The organism is Geodermatophilus sp. SYSU D00766 (assembly GCF_054049915.1).
Genome location: NZ_JBJGYI010000019.1, coordinates 44,850 through 66,289, shown reverse-complemented (window position 1 = coordinate 66,289; position 21,440 = coordinate 44,850). Strand labels below are relative to the sequence as shown.

At 75.9% G+C, this 21,440-nt stretch carries 20 protein-coding genes; 6 read left to right on the top strand and 14 right to left on the bottom strand.

What is annotated here, in order from left to right; translation table 11 throughout:
- Positions 1 to 31 precede the first annotated feature (31 nt).
- The 3 genes from ACI8AD_RS14925 to ACI8AD_RS14915 are packed head-to-tail and all read right to left on the bottom strand — an operon-like array spanning position 32 to position 2,377.
- Positions 32 to 724 carry an SDR family NAD(P)-dependent oxidoreductase gene (locus ACI8AD_RS14925; protein WP_456871310.1) on the bottom strand — a complete coding sequence of 231 codons (693 nt, stop codon included), beginning with the start codon at positions 722 to 724 and terminating at the stop codon, positions 32 to 34.
- Positions 721 to 1,374, bottom strand: coding sequence for an NAD(P)-binding oxidoreductase (locus tag ACI8AD_RS14920; protein WP_456871309.1), 654 nt, complete (start codon positions 1,372 to 1,374; stop codon positions 721 to 723). The genes ACI8AD_RS14925 and ACI8AD_RS14920 overlap by 4 nt, the downstream gene beginning before the upstream one ends.
- Before the next feature lie 28 nt (positions 1,375 to 1,402).
- Positions 1,403 to 2,377 (bottom strand): alpha/beta hydrolase, encoded by a 975-nt coding sequence (locus ACI8AD_RS14915; RefSeq protein WP_456871308.1) that lies wholly within the window; start codon positions 2,375 to 2,377, stop codon positions 1,403 to 1,405.
- A 250-nt stretch (positions 2,378 to 2,627) separates the two neighbouring features.
- Here ACI8AD_RS14915 and ACI8AD_RS14910 point away from each other — a divergent pair, with 250 nt between their 5' ends.
- The 3 genes from ACI8AD_RS14910 (at position 2,628) to ACI8AD_RS14900 (ending at position 4,932) form a co-directional block, all read left to right on the top strand.
- Entirely contained in the window at positions 2,628 to 3,971 is a 1,344-nt protein-coding gene (locus ACI8AD_RS14910; RefSeq protein WP_456871307.1) for a cation:proton antiporter, read from the top strand.
- Positions 3,972 to 4,117: 146 nt separating this feature from the next.
- On the top strand, positions 4,118 to 4,594 hold the full coding sequence (locus ACI8AD_RS14905; protein WP_456871306.1) for a hypothetical protein: 477 nt from the start codon (positions 4,118 to 4,120) through the stop codon (positions 4,592 to 4,594).
- Between the two features lie 125 nt (positions 4,595 to 4,719).
- Positions 4,720 to 4,932 (top strand): hypothetical protein, encoded by a 213-nt coding sequence (locus ACI8AD_RS14900; RefSeq protein WP_456871305.1) that lies wholly within the window; start codon positions 4,720 to 4,722, stop codon positions 4,930 to 4,932.
- Between the two features lie 196 nt (positions 4,933 to 5,128).
- On the opposite strand, the gene ACI8AD_RS14895 is transcribed toward ACI8AD_RS14900, so the two are convergent.
- From ACI8AD_RS14895 to ACI8AD_RS14880, 4 genes are all read right to left on the bottom strand, one after another.
- Positions 5,129 to 7,987, bottom strand: coding sequence for a vitamin B12-dependent ribonucleotide reductase (locus ACI8AD_RS14895; protein WP_456871304.1), 2,859 nt, complete (start codon positions 7,985 to 7,987; stop codon positions 5,129 to 5,131).
- Between the two features lie 134 nt (positions 7,988 to 8,121).
- Complete coding sequence (gene nrdR / locus ACI8AD_RS14890) at positions 8,122 to 8,670, bottom strand: transcriptional regulator NrdR (protein WP_456871303.1); 549 nt, start codon at positions 8,668 to 8,670, stop codon at positions 8,122 to 8,124.
- 570 nt (positions 8,671 to 9,240) lie between these two features.
- Entirely contained in the window at positions 9,241 to 9,951 is a 711-nt protein-coding gene (locus ACI8AD_RS14885; RefSeq protein WP_456871302.1) for a hypothetical protein, read from the bottom strand.
- Positions 9,952 to 10,084: 133 nt separating this feature from the next.
- The gene (locus ACI8AD_RS14880) at positions 10,085 to 10,726 is read right to left on the bottom strand and encodes a LysM peptidoglycan-binding domain-containing protein (protein WP_456871301.1); all 642 of its coding nucleotides are present in this window, start codon (positions 10,724 to 10,726) and stop codon (positions 10,085 to 10,087) included.
- A gap of 289 nt (positions 10,727 to 11,015) precedes the next feature.
- On the opposite strand from ACI8AD_RS14880, the gene lexA reads away from it, so the two are divergent.
- Positions 11,016 to 11,804: a transcriptional repressor LexA gene (lexA, locus tag ACI8AD_RS14875; protein WP_456871300.1), complete on the top strand. Its 789-nt coding sequence runs from the start codon at positions 11,016 to 11,018 to the stop codon at positions 11,802 to 11,804.
- 109 nt (positions 11,805 to 11,913) lie between these two features.
- Here the strand turns inward: lexA and ACI8AD_RS14870 are convergent, their stop codons facing one another.
- From ACI8AD_RS14870 to hflX, 3 genes are all read right to left on the bottom strand, one after another.
- Positions 11,914 to 12,930: a hypothetical protein gene (locus tag ACI8AD_RS14870; RefSeq protein WP_456871299.1), complete on the bottom strand. Its 1,017-nt coding sequence runs from the start codon at positions 12,928 to 12,930 to the stop codon at positions 11,914 to 11,916.
- A gap of 25 nt (positions 12,931 to 12,955) precedes the next feature.
- The gene (locus ACI8AD_RS14865) at positions 12,956 to 13,699 is read right to left on the bottom strand and encodes a phosphatase PAP2 family protein (RefSeq protein ID WP_456871298.1); all 744 of its coding nucleotides are present in this window, start codon (positions 13,697 to 13,699) and stop codon (positions 12,956 to 12,958) included.
- Between the two features lie 114 nt (positions 13,700 to 13,813).
- The gene (hflX, locus tag ACI8AD_RS14860; protein ID WP_456871297.1) at positions 13,814 to 15,277 is read right to left on the bottom strand and encodes a GTPase HflX; all 1,464 of its coding nucleotides are present in this window, start codon (positions 15,275 to 15,277) and stop codon (positions 13,814 to 13,816) included.
- A 155-nt stretch (positions 15,278 to 15,432) separates the two neighbouring features.
- Between hflX and ACI8AD_RS14855 the strand changes: the two genes are divergently transcribed.
- Entirely contained in the window at positions 15,433 to 15,636 is a 204-nt protein-coding gene (locus ACI8AD_RS14855) for a hypothetical protein (protein WP_089404359.1), read from the top strand.
- On the opposite strand, the gene dapF is transcribed toward ACI8AD_RS14855, so the two are convergent.
- From dapF to ACI8AD_RS14840, 3 genes are read right to left on the bottom strand one after another with little or no spacing between them, the layout of a single operon-like run.
- The gene (dapF, locus tag ACI8AD_RS14850; RefSeq protein ID WP_456871296.1) at positions 15,633 to 16,520 is read right to left on the bottom strand and encodes a diaminopimelate epimerase; all 888 of its coding nucleotides are present in this window, start codon (positions 16,518 to 16,520) and stop codon (positions 15,633 to 15,635) included. The genes ACI8AD_RS14855 and dapF overlap by 4 nt on opposite strands.
- Positions 16,517 to 17,437 carry a tRNA (adenosine(37)-N6)-dimethylallyltransferase MiaA gene (miaA, locus tag ACI8AD_RS14845; RefSeq protein ID WP_456871295.1) on the bottom strand — a complete coding sequence of 307 codons (921 nt, stop codon included), beginning with the start codon at positions 17,435 to 17,437 and terminating at the stop codon, positions 16,517 to 16,519. The genes dapF and miaA overlap by 4 nt, the downstream gene beginning before the upstream one ends.
- A complete protein-coding gene (locus tag ACI8AD_RS14840; protein WP_456871294.1) occupies positions 17,434 to 18,129 on the bottom strand; it encodes a hypothetical protein in 696 nt (231 codons plus the stop codon). Before ACI8AD_RS14840 ends, miaA begins: the two co-directional genes overlap by 4 nt.
- A 40-nt stretch (positions 18,130 to 18,169) precedes the next feature.
- Here ACI8AD_RS14840 and ACI8AD_RS14835 point away from each other — a divergent pair, with 40 nt between their 5' ends.
- On the top strand, positions 18,170 to 19,750 hold the full coding sequence (locus ACI8AD_RS14835; RefSeq protein WP_456871293.1) for a DUF349 domain-containing protein: 1,581 nt from the start codon (positions 18,170 to 18,172) through the stop codon (positions 19,748 to 19,750).
- 110 nt (positions 19,751 to 19,860) lie between these two features.
- Here ACI8AD_RS14835 and miaB read toward each other — a convergent pair whose 3' ends face one another.
- Positions 19,861 to 21,312 carry a tRNA (N6-isopentenyl adenosine(37)-C2)-methylthiotransferase MiaB gene (gene miaB, locus ACI8AD_RS14830; protein WP_456871292.1) on the bottom strand — a complete coding sequence of 484 codons (1,452 nt, stop codon included), beginning with the start codon at positions 21,310 to 21,312 and terminating at the stop codon, positions 19,861 to 19,863.
- Positions 21,313 to 21,440 lie beyond the last annotated feature (128 nt).

Here is a 21,440-nt window from a genome sequence, read left to right as displayed (position 1 = left end):
GCCCGGTGCCGGCCGGGACGCCGGCCCGCGGTCACCACGGGATGCGCCGCCCGTCGCGGAAGAAGCCGCCGCTGGGCCCGTCGTCGGGGACGTCGACGGCGAACAGGACGCTGGCCGCGCCGTCGGCCACCGGGCGCCCGCCCGCGCCGCCCATGTCGGTGGCCACCCACCCCGGGCAGACGGCGTTGACCAGCACCCGGCGGCGGCGCAGGTCCGCGGCGAGCTTGACGGTGAGCATGTCCAGCGCGGCCTTGGACACCGAGTAGGCCGGCGCTCCCCCGGCGCTCCCCGTCTCGCCGAAGGACCCCGCGCCGCTGGAGACGTTGACCAGGCGACCGCCGGGCCGCAGCAGCGGGGCCAGCGCCACCGCCATCCGCCAGGCGCCCACCACGTTGACCGCCAGCGCCTCCTCGACGACGCGCAGGTCGGCGTCGGCCGCGCTCTGCCAGGTGTCGTAGTGGACGGCGGCGTTGTTGACGAGCACGTCGACGCCGCCGTGCTCGGCCGCCAGCCAGGAGGCCAGCGCCGCGACGCTGCCGGGGTCGGCGACGTCGAGCTGCCGGACGACGACCGGGCCGGTCATCCCCCGGGCGGCCTCGTGCCCGCGGGCCTCGTCGCGGGCCCCGAGGACGGTGGTCACCCCGCGGGCGGCGAGCCGGGCGGCCACCTCCCGGCCGATCCCGCGGTTGGCCCCGGTGACGACCGCGACGCCGCTGGTCCTCACCGCGGCCCCGCGACCGGGTCGGGGGTCAGGGCCGCCAGCGCCGCCGTCCAGTCCGCCGGGCCGGCGGCCGGGTCGTCGAAGACCTCGAAGGTGACCGGCGCACCCCCGGGACGCAGCAGCAGGTGCACGCAGGCGTCCGCGACGGTGTCGCGGCTGGTGGTCCCGTCGCCGGTGTCGCCCTGCTCGAGCCGGACGCCGGTGGCCGGCTCGTCGGTCAGCCACCCGGGCCGGACGACGGCGTGGTCGGCGCCGCTGGCCCGCAGCGCCTGCTCGCCACGGGCGCGGGCCTCCGTCACGTGCGCCATGGCCGGGTGGGCCTGCGGCCGGGTGACGTAGATCTGGCTCACCAGCACCACCCGCAGGTCCCGCTCGGCCGCGGCGACGGCGAGGGCGGCGATCCCGCGGCTCATCACCGTCTCGGCCCCGGCCGCGTCGTAGGGCGGCTCGACGCACACCACGACCCCGTCGACGTCCGCGAGCGCCGTCGGCCAGGTGGCGGGGTCCCCGAGGTCCCCGACGATCGTCCGGACACCGGCGGCCGGCCGGGGCCGGCGGCTGAGGACCGCGACCGGCCGGCGGGCGGCGAGCAGCCGCTCGACCACCCGCCGGCCGGTGCGGCCGGAACCGCCGACGACGAGCGAGGTGCTCACGACGGCCGGGTCCCGGCGGTCGGCGCGGTCACGCGAGGTGCTCGGCGAAGTGGGCGCCGGCGAGGGACACCGCGCGGTCGACGTGCGCGCTGCCGTCGTAGAAGTGGAACTGGCTGCCCTCGCCCCAGTACTGGTCGATCGTCCCGCCGACCGAGACGGCGAAGCGGTGCGCCCCCTGGGGGATCGCGGCGTCCTCGCTGTGCACCAGCAGCACCGGCTGGTGCACCTGCGGCGCCAGGGCGATCGGGTCGTAGGTGAGCCACCCGGGCCAGGCCATGACGGCGAAGCGGTTGGGCCACGCGGGCACCGCCCCGCGCCGGGGGTTCTGGTAGAAGTCGACGTCGAAGGGCATGGCGGTCAGCGGGTCCCCGGCGCCCACCGCCGGCACGTAGGTCACCTCCCCGGTCGCCTCCGAACGGCTGCGCGCGCGGGCCGCGGCGGCCATCCGCATCGCCACGCCGTCCGCGCCGCCGTAGGTGTCCGCGACGATCCGCGCGTCGTGCAGCCAGGGCGCGACCAGCGCCAGCGCCCGCACCCGCGGGTCGGCGACGGCGTTGCTCACCGTGTACCCGGCCGACGCGCAGACGCCGAGCGCACCGATCCGCTGCGGGTCGACGACGTCGGTCCGGCCGGCCAGGTAGCCGACCGCGTCGCCGATGTCGCGGGCCTTGAGCGCCGGCGACTCGTAGTCGCGCAGCGCTCCCCCGCTGGCCCCGTAGCCGGTGTGGTCGAAGGCGAGGGTGGTGTGGCCCCGGGCGGCCAGCCGCGCGGCGTACCGGTCGGCCATCTGCTCCCGGACGCTGGTCCAGGTGCCGGTGACCACCACGCCGGGCAGGGGCCCGCCCGCGTCCTCCGGCCGGTACAGCACCCCGGCGAGCGGGACGCCGTGGGCGGGGAAGACGACGGCCTCGGCCGTCACGCCGTCCGCGCGCCGGCGCAGCTCGTCACGTGCTCGGGCCGGCGCGAGGTCCTCGCGCACGGGCATCGGCGGTGCACTGGTCATGCCACTCTCCACGGCGGGGGGAGGACGGTGCGGTGGCGGACCACCGAGGACACCGTCCACGGTGGCGCGCGGCCGGCGCGGCAGGCCAATACCGAACCCGATCGGCTCCCGCTATGCCGGTCGGCCGCCCGGCGTCCCGCGGTCGCGCCCCGTGCACCGGCAAGTGCCGCGCGCAGAACCGGTGACGGGACCCGGGGGTCTGCGCCACCATGTGCCGCCGCTGCGCCCCCCACCTCGTCGGAGACCCCCCATGCCCGCACCCTCCCTGCCCGGGGACCAGGTGATCGCCTTCGTCCTGCTGGACATCGCGATCATCCTGATCGCCGCCCGTGTCGTCGGCACGCTCGCCCTGCGGATCGGTCAGCCCCGCGTCGTCGGCGAGATCGTCGCGGGCGTCCTGCTCGGCCCCTCCCTGCTCGGCGCCACGACGTTCGTCTGGGACGACGCCCCCGCCTTCCTGGCGTGCGACCGGTCCCTGCCCGAGGGCGTGGCCCCGAGCATCAGCTCGTGCCTGTTCCCCGCCCAGGCGCAGAGCGGGCTGAGCCTCCTGGGCACGATCGCCCTGGTCCTGTTCATGTTCCTGGTGGGCCTGGAGCTCGACACCGACCGCCTGCGTGGCCGGGCCGCCGGCATCGTCACCGTCGCCGTCGGGGTCGTGGCCATCCCGGTCGCGCTGGGGTTCCTCATCGCGCCGGTCCTCTTCACCGACCGGTTCACCGGTGCCGGCGACCCGTCGCGGATCGGCTTCACCCTCATGGTGGGCGCGATGCTGGCGGTGACCGCCTTCCCGGTGGCCGCGCGCATCCTCCAGGAGAAGGGGCTGGCCACCTCCCCGCTCGGGATCGTCGGCATCGCAGCGGCGGCGCTGGTCACCATCCTCATGTTCCTCACGGTGGGTGTCGCCCGGGGCGTGGCCACCGGGGAGCCGTCGTCGTCGCACCTGTGGCGGCTGACCGGGACGCTGGCCTTCCTCGCGGCGATGTGGCTGGTCGTCCGGCCGGCACTGGCACGGGTGTTCCGTGGGGGCGAGGCGGGCGACCCGCTGAGCGGCACCCAGTTCGCCGTCGTCATGGGCACGGTCGTGCTGGCCGCGTACGCCGCCGACCGGATCGGCATCCACGCGCTCGTCGGCGGCTTCGTCGCCGGCCTGGTCGTGCCGCGCCACGCCGTCCTCACCACGGCGCTGACCTCCCGGCTCTCCGACGTGGCGATCGTGTTCCTGCTGCCGATCTTCCTGGCCTACAGCGGGCTGCGCACCGACTTCACCACGCTGACCTGGGCCGCACTGCCCGGCATCGCACTGTTCGTGGTCGTGGCGATCGTGGGCAAGTGGGGCGGTGCCCTGGTCAGCGGCCGCCTCGGCGGGCTGTCCTGGAGCGAGAGCAACGCGCTGGGGATCCTGATGAACTGCCGCGGCCTGATGGTGCTCGTCGCCGCCCTGGTGGCGCTCAACGCCGGGGTCATCAGCCCCCAGATGCAGGTCGGCGCGGTGGTCATGGCGCTGATCACCACCGGCATGACCGGCCCCCTGGTCGACCGGTTCCTGGGCCGCCCGGACCGGCAGCCGGCCAGCCGGGCCGTCGAGGTCGGCTGACCCCGCCGCGCCGCTCCGGCGCTGTCCCCGCACGGCACCGGCCCGGCCCCTCGACGAGGGACCGGGCCGGTGGCCCGTCCGGGCCGGTCGTCGGCGACGGCCCTTCGCCTCTGCCCACGCGTCCAGGTGGGCGGGAGGGTCGGCCCATGCGCCAGCAGCTGCGTTCCGTCCGAGCCGGGGTGCTCACGGCCCTCGGCGTCGTCCTGCTCGCCTCGTGCTCCGGCGACGACGGGGGTTCCGGGAGCGGCGGCGGGTCCGCCGCCGACACCCCGGCGAGCAGCTCCGCCGCGGAGGACTCGGCGGCCGGGGACGACTTCTGCACCCAGGCCGAGGACCTCGACCAGCGGGTCGAGACGGCGCTGGACGAGTCCGGCGGCGGGGACTCCATCCCCGACGTGTTCCGGCAGCTCGCCGAGGAGATGCAGGGCATCAACGCGCCGGAGGCCATCGCCGCCGACTGGGACACCATGCGCAGCGGGCTGGAGCGGATGGCCGACGCGGTGGCCGACCTCGACCTCGGCGACGCCGACTCCGTGGCGGCCCTGGAGGACGCCGGCAGCGGGCTGGAGGCCGCGAGCGACAACGTCGACACCTACCTGAGCGACGAGTGCGGCATCGGCTGACCCGCGTCGACCGGTGCGGCGTCGGTCGTGTCGTGGGCGCGCGCGTGCGCCTGCTCCCGGGTGGGTAGGACGGGCCACGACGACCGGGCACCTCCTCCCGGCGCCACCGATCCGCAGGAGGCGACGTGTCGCCCTCTCGTCCCCCCGTCCCCGACGTCGACCGTCGCATCGTGGCCGCCTACCGAGAACTCGGCACCGCCCGCGACGACTTCCAGAACTCCCCGAGCGGCCGGGCCTTCGGCCTGTGCCAGGCGGCCCAGGACGCGCTCGACGCGTTGCTCGACCTGCGGCTCAGCCTCACGGCCGCCATCGCGCCGACGGTGGTGGCCACGGCCTGAGGGTGGGCACCTCGGGGTGCCTCCGGATCCCTGGCCTGGCGGGGCACCCACGCGCCGTGGACCCCGGGCAGCCGGCGCGGACGGCCGCCGACCGGCTGGACGCGCTCGCCCGTGAGATGCCACCGGCCCGGCCCCTCGGAGAGGGACCGGGCCGGTGGGCGACCGGGTCAGCGGCGGGGAGGCCCCGCCGGCCGGGTCAGCTGCAGCCGCTGGTGGAGCCGCAGCCCTCGCAGACGTAGCAGCTGCCGGCCGGGCGCATCTTCGTGCCGCAGGTCATGCACAGCGGCGCGTCGGTGACGTTGCCGGTGACCATCTCGAACAGCTCGGCCGAGGAGTGGGCCTCCTTGGCCGCCTCGGCCTTCGGCTCCGGCTTGGCCGGCGCCTCGGTCGGCACCGAGCCGCGCAGCGCCTCGACGTCGACCTCCTCCTCGACGACGGTGGCCGTCGACGCGGAGGTGTCGTAGCCGGCGACCTGGGCCGCCCGCTCCTCGGCGGTGAAGATGCCGAGGGTGGCGCGGGTGTCGACCGGCAGGTGGTCGAGCGCGAGGCGACGGAAGATGTAGTCCATCACCGACTGGGCGATCCGGATGTCCGGGTCGTCGGTCATGCCGGCCGGCTCGAAGCGCATGTTGGTGAACTTCTGGATGTAGGTCTCCAGCGGCACACCGTGCTGCAGCGCGATCGAGATGCCGATCGAGAAGGCGTCCATGACACCGGCCAGGGTCGAGCCCTGCTTGCCGAGCTTGAGGAACACCTCGCCGAGACTGCCGTCCTCGTACATCCCGGCGGTCATGTAGCCCTCGGCGCCGGCGACGCTGAACGACGTCGTCATGCTCTGCCGCTTCTTGGGCAGCCGGCGGCGCACCGGGTGCGAGGTCGTGGCGACCGGAGCCGCCTCGGCCTCGACCGGGGTCTCGGACTTCTTGGCCTTGGCGTCGGACAGCGGCTGGCCGACCTTGCAGTTGTCGCGGTAGATCGCCAGCGCCTTGAGGCCGAGCTTCCAGCCCTGGAAGTAGATGTTCTCGACGTCCTCGACGGTCGCCGTCTCCGGCATGTTGACCGTCTTGCTGATGGCGCCGGAGATGAACGGCTGCACCGCGGCCATCATGCGGACGTGGCCCATCGGGGAGATGGCCCGCTCGCCCATGGCGCAGTCGAAGACCTCGTAGTGCTCCGGGCGCAGGCTCGGGGCGTCGACGACGTGGCCGTGCTCGGCGATGTACTCGACGATCGCCTCGACCTGCTCGTCCTGGTAGCCGAGGCTCTTGAGCGCCCGCGGGACCGTCTGGTTGACGATCTGCATGGACCCGCCGCCGACCAGCTTCTTGTACTTGACCAGCGAGAAGTCCGGCTCGATGCCGGTCGTGTCGCAGTCCATCATGAAGCCGATGGTGCCGGTGGGGGCGAGCACCGAGGCCTGCGCGTTGCGCCAGCCGTTGTCCGCGCCGACCTCCAGGCACTCCTGCCACTGGGCGGTGGCCGCCCGCAGCACGTCGGCGTCGTCGGCGCCGACCGGGCGGATGGCGTCGTTGGCCGCGGCGTGCTTGCGCATGACGCGGGCGTGCGCGTCGGCGTTGCGGGCGAAGCCCTCGTAGGGGCCGACGATGCCGGCCAGCTCGGCCGAGCGGCGGTAGGCGGTGCCGGTCATCAGCGAGGTGATCGCCGCGGCGAGGGTCTGCCCGCCGCGCGAGTCGTAGGCGTGGCCGGTGGCCATCAGCAGCGCGCCGAGGTTGGCGTAGCCGATGCCCAGCTGCCGGTAGGCGCGGGTGGTCTCCCCGATCGGCTCGGTCGGGAAGTCGGCGAAGCAGATGGAGATGTCCATCGCCGTGATGACCAGCTCGACGGCCTTGACGAAGGTCCGGGCGTCGAAGGTCCCGTCGTCCTTGAGGAACTTCATGAGGTTCAGCGACGCCAGGTTGCACGAGCTGTTGTCCAGGCTCATGTACTCCGAGCAGGGGTTGGACGCGTTGATGCGGCCGGTCTCGGGGTTGGTGTGCCAGTCGTTGATCGTGTCGTCGTACTGGATGCCGGGGTCGGCGCACTCCCACGCGGCCTGGGTGACCTTGCGGAAGAGCTCCTGGGCGTCGACGGTCTCGATCACCGAGCCGTCGAGGCGGCCGCGCAGGCCGAACGGCGTGCCGTCCTCGACCGCGCGCATGAACTCGTCGGAGACGCGGACGGAGTTGTTGGCGTTCTGGTACTGGACGCTGGTGATGTCCTTGCCGCCGAGGTCCATGTCGTACCCGGCGTCGCGCAGCGCACGGATCTTGTCCTCCTCGCGCGCCTTGGTCTCGATGAACTCCTCGATGTCGGGGTGGTCGATGTCGAGGACGACCATCTTGGCCGCGCGCCGGGTGGCGCCCCCGGACTTGATCGTCCCGGCGGAGGCGTCGGCGCCGCGCATGAAGCTGACCGGGCCGGAGGCGGTGCCGCCGGAGGACAGCAGCTCCTTGGACGAGCGGATGCGGGAGAGGTTCAGGCCGGCGCCGGAGCCGCCCTTGAAGATCAGCCCCTCCTCCCGGTACCAGTTGAGGATCGAGTCCATCGTGTCGTCGACAGCGAGGATGAAGCAGGCGCTGACCTGCTGCGGCGCCGGCGTGCCGACGTTGAACCACACCGGCGAGTTGAAGCTGAACACCTGGTGCAGCAGCATCCAGGTCAGCTCGTGCTCGAAGACCTCGGCGTCGCCCTCGCTGGCGAAGTAGCCGTGCTCGCGGCCGGCGGCGCCGTAGGTGAGCACCACCCGGTCGATGAGCTGGCGCAGGCTGGTCTCGCGCTGCGGGGTGCCGACGGCGCCGCGGAAGTACTTCGTGGTGACGATGTTGGTGGCGTTGATGCTCCACTCGGCGGGGAACTCGACGCCGCGCTGCTCGAAGTTGATCGAGCCGTCACGCCAGTTGGTCATGACGACGTCGCGCCGCTCCCAGACCACCTCGTCGTAGGGGTGCACCCCGGCGGTCGTGTAGACCCGCTTGATCTTCAGGCCCTTCCCCCGGGTCGGCGCCTTGACGGCCCGACGCGTACGGCCTGCCGGGCGGTCCTCGATCTCGGTCACGAGCTCTCCCTCGGTGAGTGGTCCGGGCGGCTGGGGAAGAGAGCCACCCTGTTCCTAGCGGTTGGTGCTGACGGTTTCTGGGGTGGTGCTGAGCGGGTGGTGCCGATCGGGCCGGCGACGCTGCCGGCCGGTGGTCAGGTGCCGGACGTGCCTGCGGCGCTCGCCGGGCCGCGTCCGCCGCGACGGCGCGGCGGCGGGTCGAGCTGCATGCCCGGCAGCGGCGGCGTGCCCCCGGTGTGGTGCCGCGCCCGGAGCTCGGTGATCTCCTTCTCGAAGTCCTCCACCGAGGTGAAGGCCCGGTAGACGCTGGCGAAGCGCAGGTAGGCGACCTCGTCGAGCTCGCGCAGCGGGCGCAGGATCGCCAGGCCGACCTCGTGGCTGGGCACCTCGGCCACCCCGCTGGCGCGGATGGCGTCCTCCACCTGCTGGGCGAGCTGCTGGAGCTGGTCCTCGTCGACCGGCCGGCCCTGGCAGGCCCGGCGCACGCCGGCGACGACCTTGGAGCGGTTGAACGGCTCGCTGACCCCGCTGCGCTTGACGACGGCGAGGACGGCCTCCTCCACGGTGGTGAAGCGGCGGCCACAGGCGGGGCACGAGCGGCGGCGCCGGGTGGTGGCTCCCTCGTCGGCCTCGCGCGAGTCGATCACCCGGCTGTCGGGGTTGTGGCAGAACGGGCACCGCACTGCGGTTCACCTCCCTCCGCGGACGGGTTCGGTACCGGTGACCCGGTGCCGGGTGGGGCGTGTCGACGGGCCGCCGGGTGCTCCGGGCACCCGGTCCGCCGACCCCTGCTGTGGACCTCTGGTGTGGACCCCTGCTGTGGACCTCTCTGGGGACATCCGGTGGACGCCCCGGGGAGAACCTGAGGACGGACCTGTGGAGGACCTCAATCGGGGAACTACTAGATGTAGGGGGACCGTAGGCCCGGCTCCACTACATCTGCAAGTCGACACCGGGCGTGTCTCTTCCGCCGAGACCTGCTCGTGACCTCCTGGTGACCACGCGCGAGCAGGTCTCCCACCGGCCACACGACACGCCGCGACCGCCCGCGTGTCGGCGCGCACGGGACCGGACACGGGTGTACGGACCGGCTGCGGAGGTCGCCGGATCCCGCCGGAGCGGCCCACGGGAGCAGGACCGGCGACCCGGTGGACGGTGCCCGGGGCAGCTGCCGGCCGGGCGCGGGCTCGGTGGAGGCGGTGCTGGGTGAGGGCTGGTGCCGGGCAGGCGCGGAGCGCCCGGACCGGCGGAGCTCAGACCGGCGGGCGGACCGCCGGACGACCACCCCGGGCGTTCGGCACGAGGTCGCCGAGCCGGATGGGCCGGGTGAGCAGGTCGGGCTCCCCCGCCGGCACGACCGCCAGTCCCGGGCCGGGGACGACAGCCGACCCGGGGGCCGCCTCGCCCCCTGGGCCGGCGACGACGGCGGGCATCTCGGTCGTGACCGCGCGGTGGCGGCCCGACCCGGCGCCGGCGGGTGCGCGGTGCCGGCCGGCCCCGCCCGCACCGACGGCGGGCTGCTCGGCGGTCGCGTCGGCGCCGTGCCGCCGGAACCGGCGGGGGCGCAGAACCGGACCCCCGACGGAGACGACCGCAGCCGTGGCGGGCACCGCCGCGACCGCGGGCACCGCCGCGACACCGGGCACCGCCGCGAGGGCTGGCATCGCAGCGGTGGCGGGCGCGTCCGCCGGGGCGGGCGCGGCCGCGGGTGCGGCGTCGGCTGCCGGCGCGAGCGTCAGGCGGCGCTCGGGCAGCCGGACCGCGGTCAGCTCCACCCAGGTCCCGGCGCCCTCGACGACCCCGGGAACCTCCGCCCGCAGCCGCACCCAGACCTCGCAGGCGCCGCTGTCGTCGTGCCGCCAGCCGAGCATCGCACCCGGCACCCAGGCGCCGTCCACGAGCACCTCGACGTCCTGCGGCGACCCGAAGGACACCGCCGCCCTGCTGTTCACGGCTGCTGACACGCCCCTCACCGTATGTGTTGATCCGAGATCGGTGCGTGAGCGACCGGGGACCGATGGTTGACGAACCGTCGAGGACGCTCTCGTCACTTCTCCGGGCGGCCCTCGGTGGCCGTCCCGTGTCCCCTCCGCCGGGTCAGGGGAGCCGGAGGACCTGCCCGGCGACCACCGCGGAACCCTCGAGGTCGTTGAGCGCCTCGATCGCGTGCACCACGGCGCGCACGTCCTGACCGTCGCCGGCGACCTCGTCGGCGATGGACCACACCGTGTCGCCCGGCTCGACGACGACGCTGCTCTCCCCGGCGAGCTGCAGGCCCTGCTGGGGAGCGAGGACCTCCCGGCCCAGGAGCGCGCCCCCGATGCCCGCGGCCAGGACCAGGGCGACGACCAGGCGCCGCCCGCGGCGGGTCAGCCGGAGGGGCGCCGGCGACGGGCCGGCCGCGCGCCGGACCGGCTGCGCGGACACCGGCCGCCCTCCGGGCCGGGCCGGGTCGCGGCGCGTGTGGCGCGCCCCCGCGGCGGGGCCGGTGGCGCGGGCGGCCGGCTCGGCCGGGAGGTCGGGCACCGGCCGCAGGTGACCGGCCACGCGCGGGCCGGCGCCGGGGAGCGGGGCCGGAGGTGCCGGGGGCGCCTGGCCAACGGGGCGCCCGGAGGTGTCGGGGCGCACCGGCCGACGGGTGGGAGCGGGGCCGCCCCCGGCACCGTCGGCGAGCAGCGGCCGCCAGGGCACCCGGACCGTCGCGTCGAACTCCAGCACTGCCTGGCGCACGCTGCCCATGACCACTCTCCTCGTCGACCCCATTGCATCGAACAGGCGTTCGATCGAACGTGTGTGCGATGTCTACCGCACGGCACCGACAGGAGCCAACCGACACCGCCCACCGGTTTCGAACACACGTTTGAAGTCCCGGTCCCGAGGCGCTACGGTCCGATCAGCAGCCGTCCGCCCGGCACCCGGCGGTCGATCCCGGCCGCACCGGCACCCGTCGGTCACCGACCGGAGGTCCCGGAGCCGGGGACGGGGCGGGACACGAGGGCCGTGGGGACACGGCCGGCGAGGAGGAGACGTGGCGGGCACCAGCGGGACCGGCCAGGGCACGCGCGGGAGCACCACCACCCGGCGGGGTGGCGGCCGGCGGGGCACCGACACCGCCGCCGAGGGGACCGGCACCCGGACCGGCGCGGTGCGCACCTTCCCCGACCGGGGTGAGGCCGGCGACGGGCTCACGCAGCGCCAGCGCCGGGTGCTCGAGGTCATCCGCGACTCGATCGAGCGCCGCGGCTACCCGCCCTCGGTGCGCGAGATCGGCGAGGCCGTGGGCCTGTCCTCGGCGTCGTCGGTCGCCCACCAGCTCTCCGTGCTGCAGAAGAAGGGCTGGTTGCGGCGCGACCCCAACCGCCCCCGCGCGCTCGACGTGCGGCTGCCCGGCGACACCGCGGCGGAGGCCGCACCGCCGGCCGCCGCGGCCGGCGACACCACCGCCCCCACGTACGTGCCGCTGGTCGGCCGGATCGCCGCCGGTGGCCCGGTCCTCGCCGAGCAGGCGGTCGAGGACGTCTTCCCGCTCCCCCGCGAGCTGGTCGGCGACGGCACCCTGTTCATGCTCCGGGTGGCCGGTGACTCGATGGTCGACGCGGCCATCTGCGACGGCGACTGGGTGGTCGTGCGCCAGCAGCCCACCGCCGAGAACGGCGAGATCGTGGCCGCGATGCTCGACGGCGAGGCCACCGTCAAGACCTACAAGCGCCGCGACGGGCACGTGTGGCTGCTGCCGCACAACCCGGCCTACGAGCCCATCCCGGGCGACGAGGCGACCATCCTCGGCCGGGTGGTCACCGTCCTGCGCCGCGTCTGACCCGCACCGCCCGGGACGCGCTCCCGGCCCCGCGGACCCGCCCCGGGTCGGCGGCGGCCGGGCTCCGCGACCTCGACCGGCCGGCGGTCCCGCGGCACGGCGGGCAGCCTCAGCCGGCCGGCGGTCCCGCGGCGCGGCCCCGGCGTACCCGGCCGGCGACCCACACCAGCACCGTGGCCACCCCGGCGGCGACCAGCCCCGCGGCGACCGGGGACACGCCGGTGCCGCCGTCGTCGAGGACGGCCGCCAGCGACGGGTCGGCCGCCGAGGACGGCGCCGGGGCCGCCGTCCCGGCGGGGATCGGCACGAGCGTGACGTCGCCCGGCAGCCCCTCGCCCGCCACGAGGAGCGCCGCGCCGTCGGCGGTGAACGACACCGCCTCCCCCTGCGGCGCCTCGGGCAGCGCGATGCGCACCGGTTCGCCCGCCAGGGCGGCCGGCACGTCCGAGCCGGTCAGCGGCCAGACGTAGGCGTCGGTGTAGGTGCGCAGCGCGATCCGGCTGCCGTCGCGGGCCACCGCGCCGCCGGTCACCAGGAGCTGACCGGCCCGCCCCACCGGGCCGCCCGGTGTCCCGGTCAGCGTGAACGCCACGCTGCCGACGTCGACCAGCGCCACCGTGCCGCCGTCGACGAGCGGCGCCGCGGGGCGGTAGACGCGGCTGGCACCGAGCACCTCCTTGGTCACCAGGTACGGCGTGCCGTCGGGGGCCACCAGGAGCGCCTCGGCGTCGTGCGGGCCGTCGGGGTAGGTGAGCCGGAAGAGCGCCGTGCCGCCGTCGGGGCGCAGGGCGATGAGGGCGACGGTCTCCCGGGTGGCGTTGTTGTCGCCGGTGTCGGCCAGCCACACGGTGCCGTCGGGACCGACGCCGAGGTCCTCGGGGTCGTAGGGGTCCAGCGGCGCGACGGTCTCGTCCACGACGCGGCAGGTCCCGTCGAGCACGGAGACGGCCACCTGCTCGCCGCCGTCGGCGATGGCCAGCAGGCGGTCCCCGACGTCGACGAGGCCGGAGAGCTCCGCGAGCCGGGGGTCGGTCACCTGGCAGCGCAGCGACGGCGCGCCCGGTTCCTCGGCGGCAGCGGGGAATGCGGGGCCGAGCGCGAGGGCCAGACCGGCGAGTGCGGCCACGGCCCACCCGGGGTGTGCCCCGGCGCTACGCGGGGGGACGGCCGGCTCGGGCACTGCCCCAGCGTGACAGAACGACTGCGTCGAGTGCGTGAACCACGCCCAGCAGCAGCACCCCCACCGAGGCGCCGACCGCCGCGTCGGTGACCCAGTGGAAGTCCAGGGACACCATGGCGATCCCGGTCAGCACCGGGCCCACGACGCTGAGCCACCACAGCGTCCGCTGCACGCCCGGGGCCAGTCGGTACTCGACCGCCAGCCAGTAGGCCACGCCCCACATGAGCACGGCGTTGGCCACGTGCCCGGAGGGGTAACTGGCCCCGTCGCGGTGGAAGAAGGACCCGGGGTAGGCCGGCGCGGTGCGGCCGGTGCCGTACTTGAACGCGTAGACCACGACGGTCAGCAGCGCGAGCGCGGTGAGCACCCGCAGCAGCGGCAGCAGGGTCCGCCGGCGGATGCACAGCCAGCCGACCAGCCCGGCCAGGACGATGAGGATGGTGCCGCGCCCGCCGATCTGGGTGACCGCCCAGACCGGCCAGTAGCCCGGGGAGTCCCGCAGGTCCCACGCGCTGACGACCTCGGAGACCTCCAGGTCGAGCCGTTCGAGCACGCCGCGGTTGAGCAGGTCGACGGTGACCGCCGTGGTGACGACGAACGCCACGAGCAGCAGCCACCAGGACGGGCGCCCGGCGGTCACGACGGTGCGGACGGGAGCCGACGGGTCGCCGTCGGCCGGTGCTCCCCTCCCGCGTCGTACCACGCCGCTGGTCACGCGGTCACGGTACCGGGCCGTGACCCGCCCGTGACCTCGCCGCAGGGAGACGGCGAGCCGCCCGGGTGACCGGCGGGGAGCCGGTCCCCCGGGCGGGGGACGGAGGAGCGCCGGTCAGCCGACCGGTGCGGCGAACCGCTCGAGCGCGGCGGCCAGGCCGCCGTCGACGCGCGCGGTGAGCCGGGTGCCCTCCGCCTCGTGCTGCTCGCTGAGGACCTCGCCGTCGCGGTGGACGCGGGCCACCAGGTCGCCGCGGTCGTAGGGCACCAGCACCTCGACCTCGACGTCGGGGTGCGGCAGGCGGGCGGCGACGACCTCGCGCAGCTGCTCGATGCCCTCGCCCGTCCGCGCCGAGACCCACACCGCACCGGGCAGCGCCCGGCGCAGGGTCAGCACGTCCTCCTCGGTCATCGCGTCGACCTTGTTGACGACGATCAGCTCGGGCACCGCCGCGGCGTCGATCTCGCGCAGCACCACGTGCACCGCGTCGATCTGGCCGAGCGGGTCGGGGTCGGAGCCGTCGACGACGTGCAGCAGCAGGTCGGCGCCGGCCACCTCCTCCAGGGTCGAGCGGAACGCGTCGACCAGCTGGTGCGGCAGGTGCCGCACGAACCCGACGGTGTCGGTGAGCGTGTACTCGCGGCCGTCGGGCGACTGGGCGCGGCGCACCGTGGGGTCCAGGGTGGCGAACAGCGCGTTCTCCACCAGCACGCCCGCGCCGGTCAGCCGGTTGAGCAGGCTGGACTTGCCGGCGTTGGTGTAGCCGGCGATCGCCACGCTCGGGACGGCGTTGCGGTCGCGCGCCGAGCGCTGGGTGGCCCGCGCCGTCGCCATGCCGGCGATCTCGCGGCGCAGCCGGCTCACCCGCGACCGGATGCGGCGGCGGTCGGTCTCGATCTTCGTCTCACCGGGACCGCGGGTGCCGATGCCGCCGCCGCCGGCGACGCGGCCACCGGCCTGCCGGGACAACGACTCACCCCACCCGCGCAGCCGCGGCAGCATGTACTGCATCTGCGCGAGCTCGACCTGGGCCTTGCCCTCCCGGCTGGTCGCGTGCTGGGCGAAGATGTCGAGGATCAGTGCGGTCCGGTCGACCACCTTGACCTTGAGGATCTTCTCCAGCGCGTTGAGCTGGCCGGGGGTCAGCTCGCCGTCGCAGATCACGGTGTCGGCGCCGGTGGAGGCGACGATGTCGCGGATCTCGGACGCCTTGCCCGAGCCCACGTAGGTGCCGGCGTCGGGCTTGTCCCGCCGCTGGCTCACCGCCTCGAGCACCTCCGAGCCCGCCGTCTCGGCGAGCGCGGCCAGCTCGGCCAGCGACCGGTCGGCGTCGGCCTGGGTGCCCTCGGTCCACACCCCGACCAGCACGACGCGCTCGAGGCGCAGCTGGCGGTACTCGACCTCGCTGATGTCGGCGAGCTCGGTGGAGAGCCCCGCCACGCGGCGCAGGGCGCCACGGGCCTCGAGGTCGTAGGAGCCGGTCGTGTCGTCGTCCTCGTCCCACCGGCCGGCCGGGGCGGGACGGGTCTCGACGGTCGTCTCGTCGTCGAGAGAGGTGCTCTGGGGGGCGGTCGTCATCGCGTCCAGCGTGACACGCGCGTCGTCAGCGGTCACCTGGGTTGTCGTCTCTGCAGTCGTCATACACGGGGTGCAACACCGGAACGGGTCAGGTGCATCCCGCCGGGAGGCGGGTAGGTCGGGACGGACCGCACGGACGACGAGAGGGGCACCCCGTGAGCACCAGCAGCAGCGAGGGCATCGACGACCCGGGCCGCGACCCCGTGGGCCTCGAGGTCCCGCGCAACCCCTTCGGCGGGGCCGACCAGGACACCGGGGCCGGCCGGCCGCGGGGCACCGGCAACGTCGGCCCCGGCGACAAGCCCGAGGCGCCGACCGACGAGCCGGAGACCCGCGCCGACACCCCGGACAACCCCTAGGAGTCCAGCCACTCCCGGGTGAGCCCGCCGGTCGCGACGACGACGGCCGGCCCGCGCAGCACGGTCGTCTCCGGGGTGACGTCGACGGTCAGCCGGCCGCCGGGGACGTCGACGACGACCGTGCCGCGCTGCGGGCCGTCGGACCCGGCGGCCAGCGCGGCGTAGGCGGTGGCGCAGGCGCCGGTCCCGCAGGAGCGGGTCTCCCCCACGCCGCGCTCGTGCACCCGCAGCCGCACGTGCGCGTCGGCGCCCTCGGCGGGGCGGGCGAGCACCTGCACGAACTCGACGTTGACGCCCTCGGGGAACAGCCCGGGGTCGAACCCGGGCTGCGCGGTCAGGTCGAGCGCGCCGAGGTCGGCGTCGGTGAGGCAGACCAGGTGCGGGTTGCCCATCGACACCGCCTGGCCGGCGAACGCCTGCCCCGCCACGGTGGCCTCGCCGCGGCCGAACGGCCGGGCCGGGCCCATGTCGACCCAGTACGTGCCGTCGGCGCCGGCACCCACCCGGCGGGGGCCGCCGCGGGTGCCCACCAGGACGCCGTCGGCGCAGGCCGCGCGGTCGAGCAGGCCCTCGGTCACCAGCACGTGCAGGAACAGCCGGATGCCGTTGCCGCACATCTCCGCGTGCGAGCCGTCGGCGTTGCGGTGGTCCATGAACCACTCGCAGGCGTCGAGCGCGTCCCCCAGGACGGCGGGGGCGTCGGGCACGTGCCGGCTGCGCACCACCCGCAGGACGCCGTCGCCGCCGAGGCCGGAGCGGCGCTCGCAGAGCCGGCGCACCAGCGCGGCGTCGAGGCGGTCCTCCGGCCAGCGGTCCCCGTCGGGGTCGGGCAGGACGACGAAGTCGTTCTCGGTGCCGTGCCCGAGGAGGAACCGGTCGCTCACCGCCCGATCGTACGGCCGGCCAGCAGCGCGCCGACGGCGTCGGGGAGGTCGGGCCGGGCGGCGTCGAACCAGGTCGTCGCGGGGTCGCGGCGGAACCAGGAGCGCTGCCGGCGGACGAAGCGGCGGGTGGCGGTGACCGTCCGCTCGCGGGCCTCCCCGGCGGTGAGGGCGCCGTCGAGCTGCGCGAGCACCTGGGCGTAGCCCAGCGCGCGGGAGGCCGTGGGGCCCTCCCGCAGCCCCTCGGCGGCCAGCGCCTCGACCTCCGCGACGAACCCGGCGGCCCACATCCGGTCCACGCGGTCGGCCACCCGGGCGTCGAGCTCGGCGGTCTCCCGGTCCACGCCGACCACCACCGCCGGGTAGTGCGGGCGCGGCTCGGGCAGCGTGGCGCGGAAGGGCCCGCCGGTCAGCTCCACCACCTCCAGCGCCCGCACGATCCGCCGCCCGTTGCTCGGCAGCACGGCCGCGGCGGCGGCCGGGTCGAGCGCGGCCAGCCGGGCGTGCAGCGCGGCCGGCCCGACGTCGTCGAGCTCGGCCTGCAGCCGCGCGCGCACGGCCGGGTCGGTGCCGGGGATGTCGAGGTCGTCGAGGACGGCGCGCACGTAGAGGCCCGACCCGCCCACCAGCAGCGGCAGCACCCCGGCCGCGCGGAGCCGGTCGATCTGGGCGCGGGCCGCGCGGGCGTACTCCGCCACCGACGCCGCCTGCCGCACCGGCCAGAGGTCGAGCAGGTGATGCGGGACGCCGCGCCGCTCGGCCGCGTCGGGCTTGGCCGTGCCGATGTCCATGCCGCGGTAGAGCTGCATCGAGTCGGCGTTGACCACCTCGCCACCGAGCTCGAGCGCCAGCTGCACCGCCAGCGCCGTCTTGCCGGTGGCGGTGGGCCCGACGACGGCGACCACCGGCGGGAGGGTCACCGGCCCGTCCACGCCGCCACCAGGTAGCCGACGCCGAAGGGCGCCTCGTCGGCGAGCAGCCGCGCGTCCACGTCGCGGCCGGCCAGCAGCGCCCCGACCGCCCGCCACACCGGGACGCCGGCGGCCAGCAGCCGCTCGCCCTCGGCGGCGTCCAGCGCGGCGAGCGCGGCGGCGTCCCCGGCGGCGAGCGCCGCGGCGACCGCAGCGTCGAACGGCGCGGCGGCGTCGTCGAGGTGCCCGGGCGCCTTGAGGCTGCGGCGGGCCGACCCGTCGCCCATGGCCAGCACCGCCACCGGCCCGGTCAGGCCCGCGACCACCGCGGCCAGGTCCTGCGGGCCGGTCCCGATCCGGGCGCCGGCGTGCCCGGCCGCGTCGAGCAGCCAGGCACCGACGGTCAGGCCCGGCGGCGTCCGCCGGCCGCCCGGCCGCGTCCCACCCGACAGCGGCACCTCGACGTCGACGCCGAAGCCGCGCAGGTCACCGCCGTCACCGGGGCCGTAGCGGCCCTCGGCGTCCGGGGCGACGAGGACCACCACCTCCGGCCGGGCGGCGAGCACCGCCTCGACGGCGTCGGCGCAGGCCGCGCGCAGCGCCGCGGTGTCGGCGGCGGCGCGTCCGGCCACCTGCGGGAGCAGCAGCGGGGGGCACGGGCAGAAGGCGACCGAGACCGGTCCGGCAGGCGGGCTGCTCACCGCAGCAGTGTCGCCGATGCGGCGTGGGACACTGCGGTGCGTGTCGAGCACGGAGAACCCCGGAGCCGGGTCGCAGCAGGTCCCCTCCCCCGAGACGGCCGGTCCCGACGCGGTGACCCCCGACGCCGGGACGCCGGCCGCGCCCACCCCCGAGGCGGCCGGGCTGGCCGACCCGACGGCGGAGACGACGGCGGGCGCCGCGGACGTCCCGGGTCCCGAGGGAGCCGCCGTCGAGGGCGCCGCCGCCGAGGGCGCCGCCGCCGAGGGAGCCGCCGCCGAGGGCACCGCCGCCGAGGGCACCGCCGTCGAGGGAGCCGCCGCCGAGGGCACCGCCGTCCCCGGGCCGGTCGCCGTCCCCGAGCAGGCCACCCCCGTCCCGGCGGCGCCGGAGCCGGCCGTGGCCGTCTCCTCCGACCCCACCCGGTGGGGTCGCGTCGACGAGGACGGCACCGTCTACGTCCGCACCGCCGACGGCGAGCGCGCGGTCGGCTCGTGGCAGGCCGGCGACCCCGCCGCGGGGCTCGCCCACTTCGCCCGCCGCTACGACGACCTCGCCACCGAGGTGTCGCTGCTGGAGGCGCGGCTGCGGGCGCACACCGGCAACCCGACCGAGATCAAGGCCAAGGCGCAGGCGCTGGCCGAGTCCATCCCCACCGCCACCGCCGTCGGCGACCTCGACGGGCTGGCCGCCCGCGCCCGCGCGATGGTGGACACCGCCGACTCCGCGGCCGCCGAGTCGCGCGCGGAGAAGGCCGCCGCCCGCGCCGCGCAGGTCGCCCGCAAGGAGGCACTGGCCGCCGAGGCCGAGCAGATCGCCGCGGAGTCGACGTCGTGGAAGGCCGCCGGCGACCGGCTCAAGGCCATCGTCGAGGAGTGGAAGACGATCCGCGGCATCGACCGCAAGACCGACGAGGCGCTGTGGTCGCGGTTCGCCGCCGCCCGTGACGCGTTCGGCCGGCGGCGCGGGGCGCACTTCGCGGCCCTCGACGTGCAGCGCGGCGAGGCCCGCGCGGCCAAGCAGGAGCTGATCGCCGAGGCGCAGCGGCTGTCGACGTCGACCGAGTGGGGCCCGACCAGCGCCGCCATGCGCTCGCTCATGGACCGCTGGAAGGCGGTGCCGCGCACCGGCCGCGACGGCGACGACGACCTGTGGAAGCAGTTCCGCGCCGCCCAGGACGTCTTCTTCACCGCCCGCGCCGAGTCGGACAAGGCGCGCAACTCCGAGCAGCTGGCCAACCAGCAGGCCAAGGAGGAGCTGCTCGCCGAGGCGGAGAAGCTCGACCCGTCCACCGACCTGCGCGGCGCCCAGGCGGCGCTGCGGCGCATCCAGGAGCGCTACGACGCGATCGGCCACGTGCCGCGCGGCGCGATGCGCTCGCTGGAGGACCGCATGCAGGCCGTCGAGCAGCGCGTCCGCGGCGCCGTCGACGCAGGCCGGGTCCGCACCGCGCCGGAGAACCCGATGGTCGCCTCGATGCGGGCCGCGGTCACCAAGGCCGAGGAGCAGCTGGCCAAGGCCGAGGCCGCCGGCGACGCACGCCGGATCGAGGAGGCGCGGGCGAACCTGGCCACCCGCCGCGAGTGGCTGACCGAGGCCGAGCGGTCCGCCTCCCGCCGCTGACGCACGATCAGCTGAGCTCACCGCGACGCGTCCTGGCTCACCTCCCACGGTGAGCCAGGACGCCGCACGATCAGGTCACCTGATCATGCGGCCACGCCCGGGCGGGACGCTCAGGCGGGGGCGCCGACGGGGGGCATGCCGAGCAGCACGCCGGGCGTCGTCGGCCGGGTGCCGGCCTCGTGCGCGTCCCCGGCCCGGGTGCGCCGGTGCGACAGCAGCGGCCCGTCGGCGATGAGGTGGTGCGGCGCGGCGGCGGTGACGACGGTCTCGACGACGTCGCCGGGCCGGACGCCGTCGCCCCCCGCGAAGTGCACCAGCCGGCCGTCGCGGGCCCGGCCGCTCATCCGGCCGGTGCGGGCGTCCTTGCTGCCCTCCCCCGCCGCCGCCAGCAGCTCGACGGTCCGGCCGACCTGCGCCCGGTTCTCCGCCCAGCCGATCTCCTCCTGCAGCGCGGTCAGCCGCAGGTAGCGCTCCTGCACGACCTCCTTGGGCAGCTGGTCGTCCATGTCGGCGGCCGGCGTCCCGGGGCGCTTGGAGTACTGGAAGGTGAAGGCGCCGGCGAAGCGGGCCTGCCGGACCACCTCGAGGGTCTGCTCGAAGTCGGCCTCGGTCTCGCCGGGGAACCCGACGATGACGTCGGTGGTGATCGCGGCGTCGGGCATGGCCGCCCGCACCCGGTCGATGATCCCGAGGTAGCGCTCCTGCCGGTAGCCGCGGCGCATCCGGCGCAGCACCTCGTCCGACCCCGACTGCAGCGGCATGTGCAGCTGCGGGCACACGGCGGGCGTCTCGGCCATCGCCTCGATGACGTCGTCGGTGAACTCGCGCGGGTGGGGGCTGGTGAACCGGACCCGCTCCAGGCCCTCGATCGCCCCCGTCGCGCGCAGCAGGTCGGCGAACGCCCCCCGGTCGCGGAACTCGACGCCGTAGGCGTTGACGTTCTGCCCCAGCAGCGTCACCTCGAGCACGCCCTGGTCGACCAGCGCCTGCACCTCGGCCAGGATCTCGCCGGGACGGCGGTCCCTCTCCTTGCCGCGCAGCGCCGGGACGATGCAGAACGTGCAGGTGTTGTTGCACCCGACGCTGATGGAGACCCAGCCGGCGTAGGCGGAGTCCCGCTTCGCCGGCAGCGTCGACGGGAACACCTCCAGCGCCTCGGCGATCTCCACCTGGGCCTCGGCGTTGTGCCGCGCGCGCTCGAGCAGCGCCGGCAGTGACCCGACGTTGTGCGTGCCGAAGACGACGTCGACCCACGGCGCGCGCCGGACGATCTCGCCGCGGTCCTTCTGCGCCAGGCAGCCGCCGACGGCGATCTGCATGCCGGGGTGGGCGTCCTTCACCGGCCGGAGGTGGCCGAGGTTGCCGTAGAGGCGGTTGTCGGCGTTCTCCCGCACCGCGCAGGTGTTGAGTACGACGACGTCGGCGTCCTCGTCCTCGCCCGCGGCGGCGTAGCCGGCGGCCTCCAGCAGCCCGGACAGCCGCTCGGAGTCGTGCACGTTCATCTGGCACCCGTAGGTGCGCACGCGGTAGGTGCGCTGCGGGCTGTCGACCTCGGTTCCCATGGCGCCTGCGAGGGTACGGCGCCCCGCGGCCCGGCCGGGTGCGCGCCGGTCGTGACCGGGCGTGACGGCATTTGTGACTGCTTCGTGACGGCCCCGGGACGCTGCCGGAGCCGGGCGGCCCTAGGGTG

Bases quoted from the DNA above. Each gene is read 5' to 3' on its own strand.
- ACI8AD_RS14915 (WP_456871308.1), bottom strand. From the start codon at position 2,377: ATGACCAGTGCACCGCCGATGCCCGTGCGCGAGGACCTCGCGCCGGCC.
- ACI8AD_RS14910 (WP_456871307.1), top strand. From the start codon at position 2,628: ATGCCCGCACCCTCCCTGCCCGGGGACCAGGTGATCGCCTTCGTCCTG.
- ACI8AD_RS14905 (WP_456871306.1), top strand. From the start codon at position 4,118: ATGCGCCAGCAGCTGCGTTCCGTCCGAGCCGGGGTGCTCACGGCCCTC.
- ACI8AD_RS14880 (WP_456871301.1), bottom strand. From the start codon at position 10,726: ATGGGCAGCGTGCGCCAGGCAGTGCTGGAGTTCGACGCGACGGTCCGG.
- hflX (WP_456871297.1), bottom strand. From the start codon at position 15,277: ATGACGACCGCCCCCCAGAGCACCTCTCTCGACGACGAGACGACCGTC.
- miaB (WP_456871292.1), bottom strand. From the start codon at position 21,312: ATGGGAACCGAGGTCGACAGCCCGCAGCGCACCTACCGCGTGCGCACC.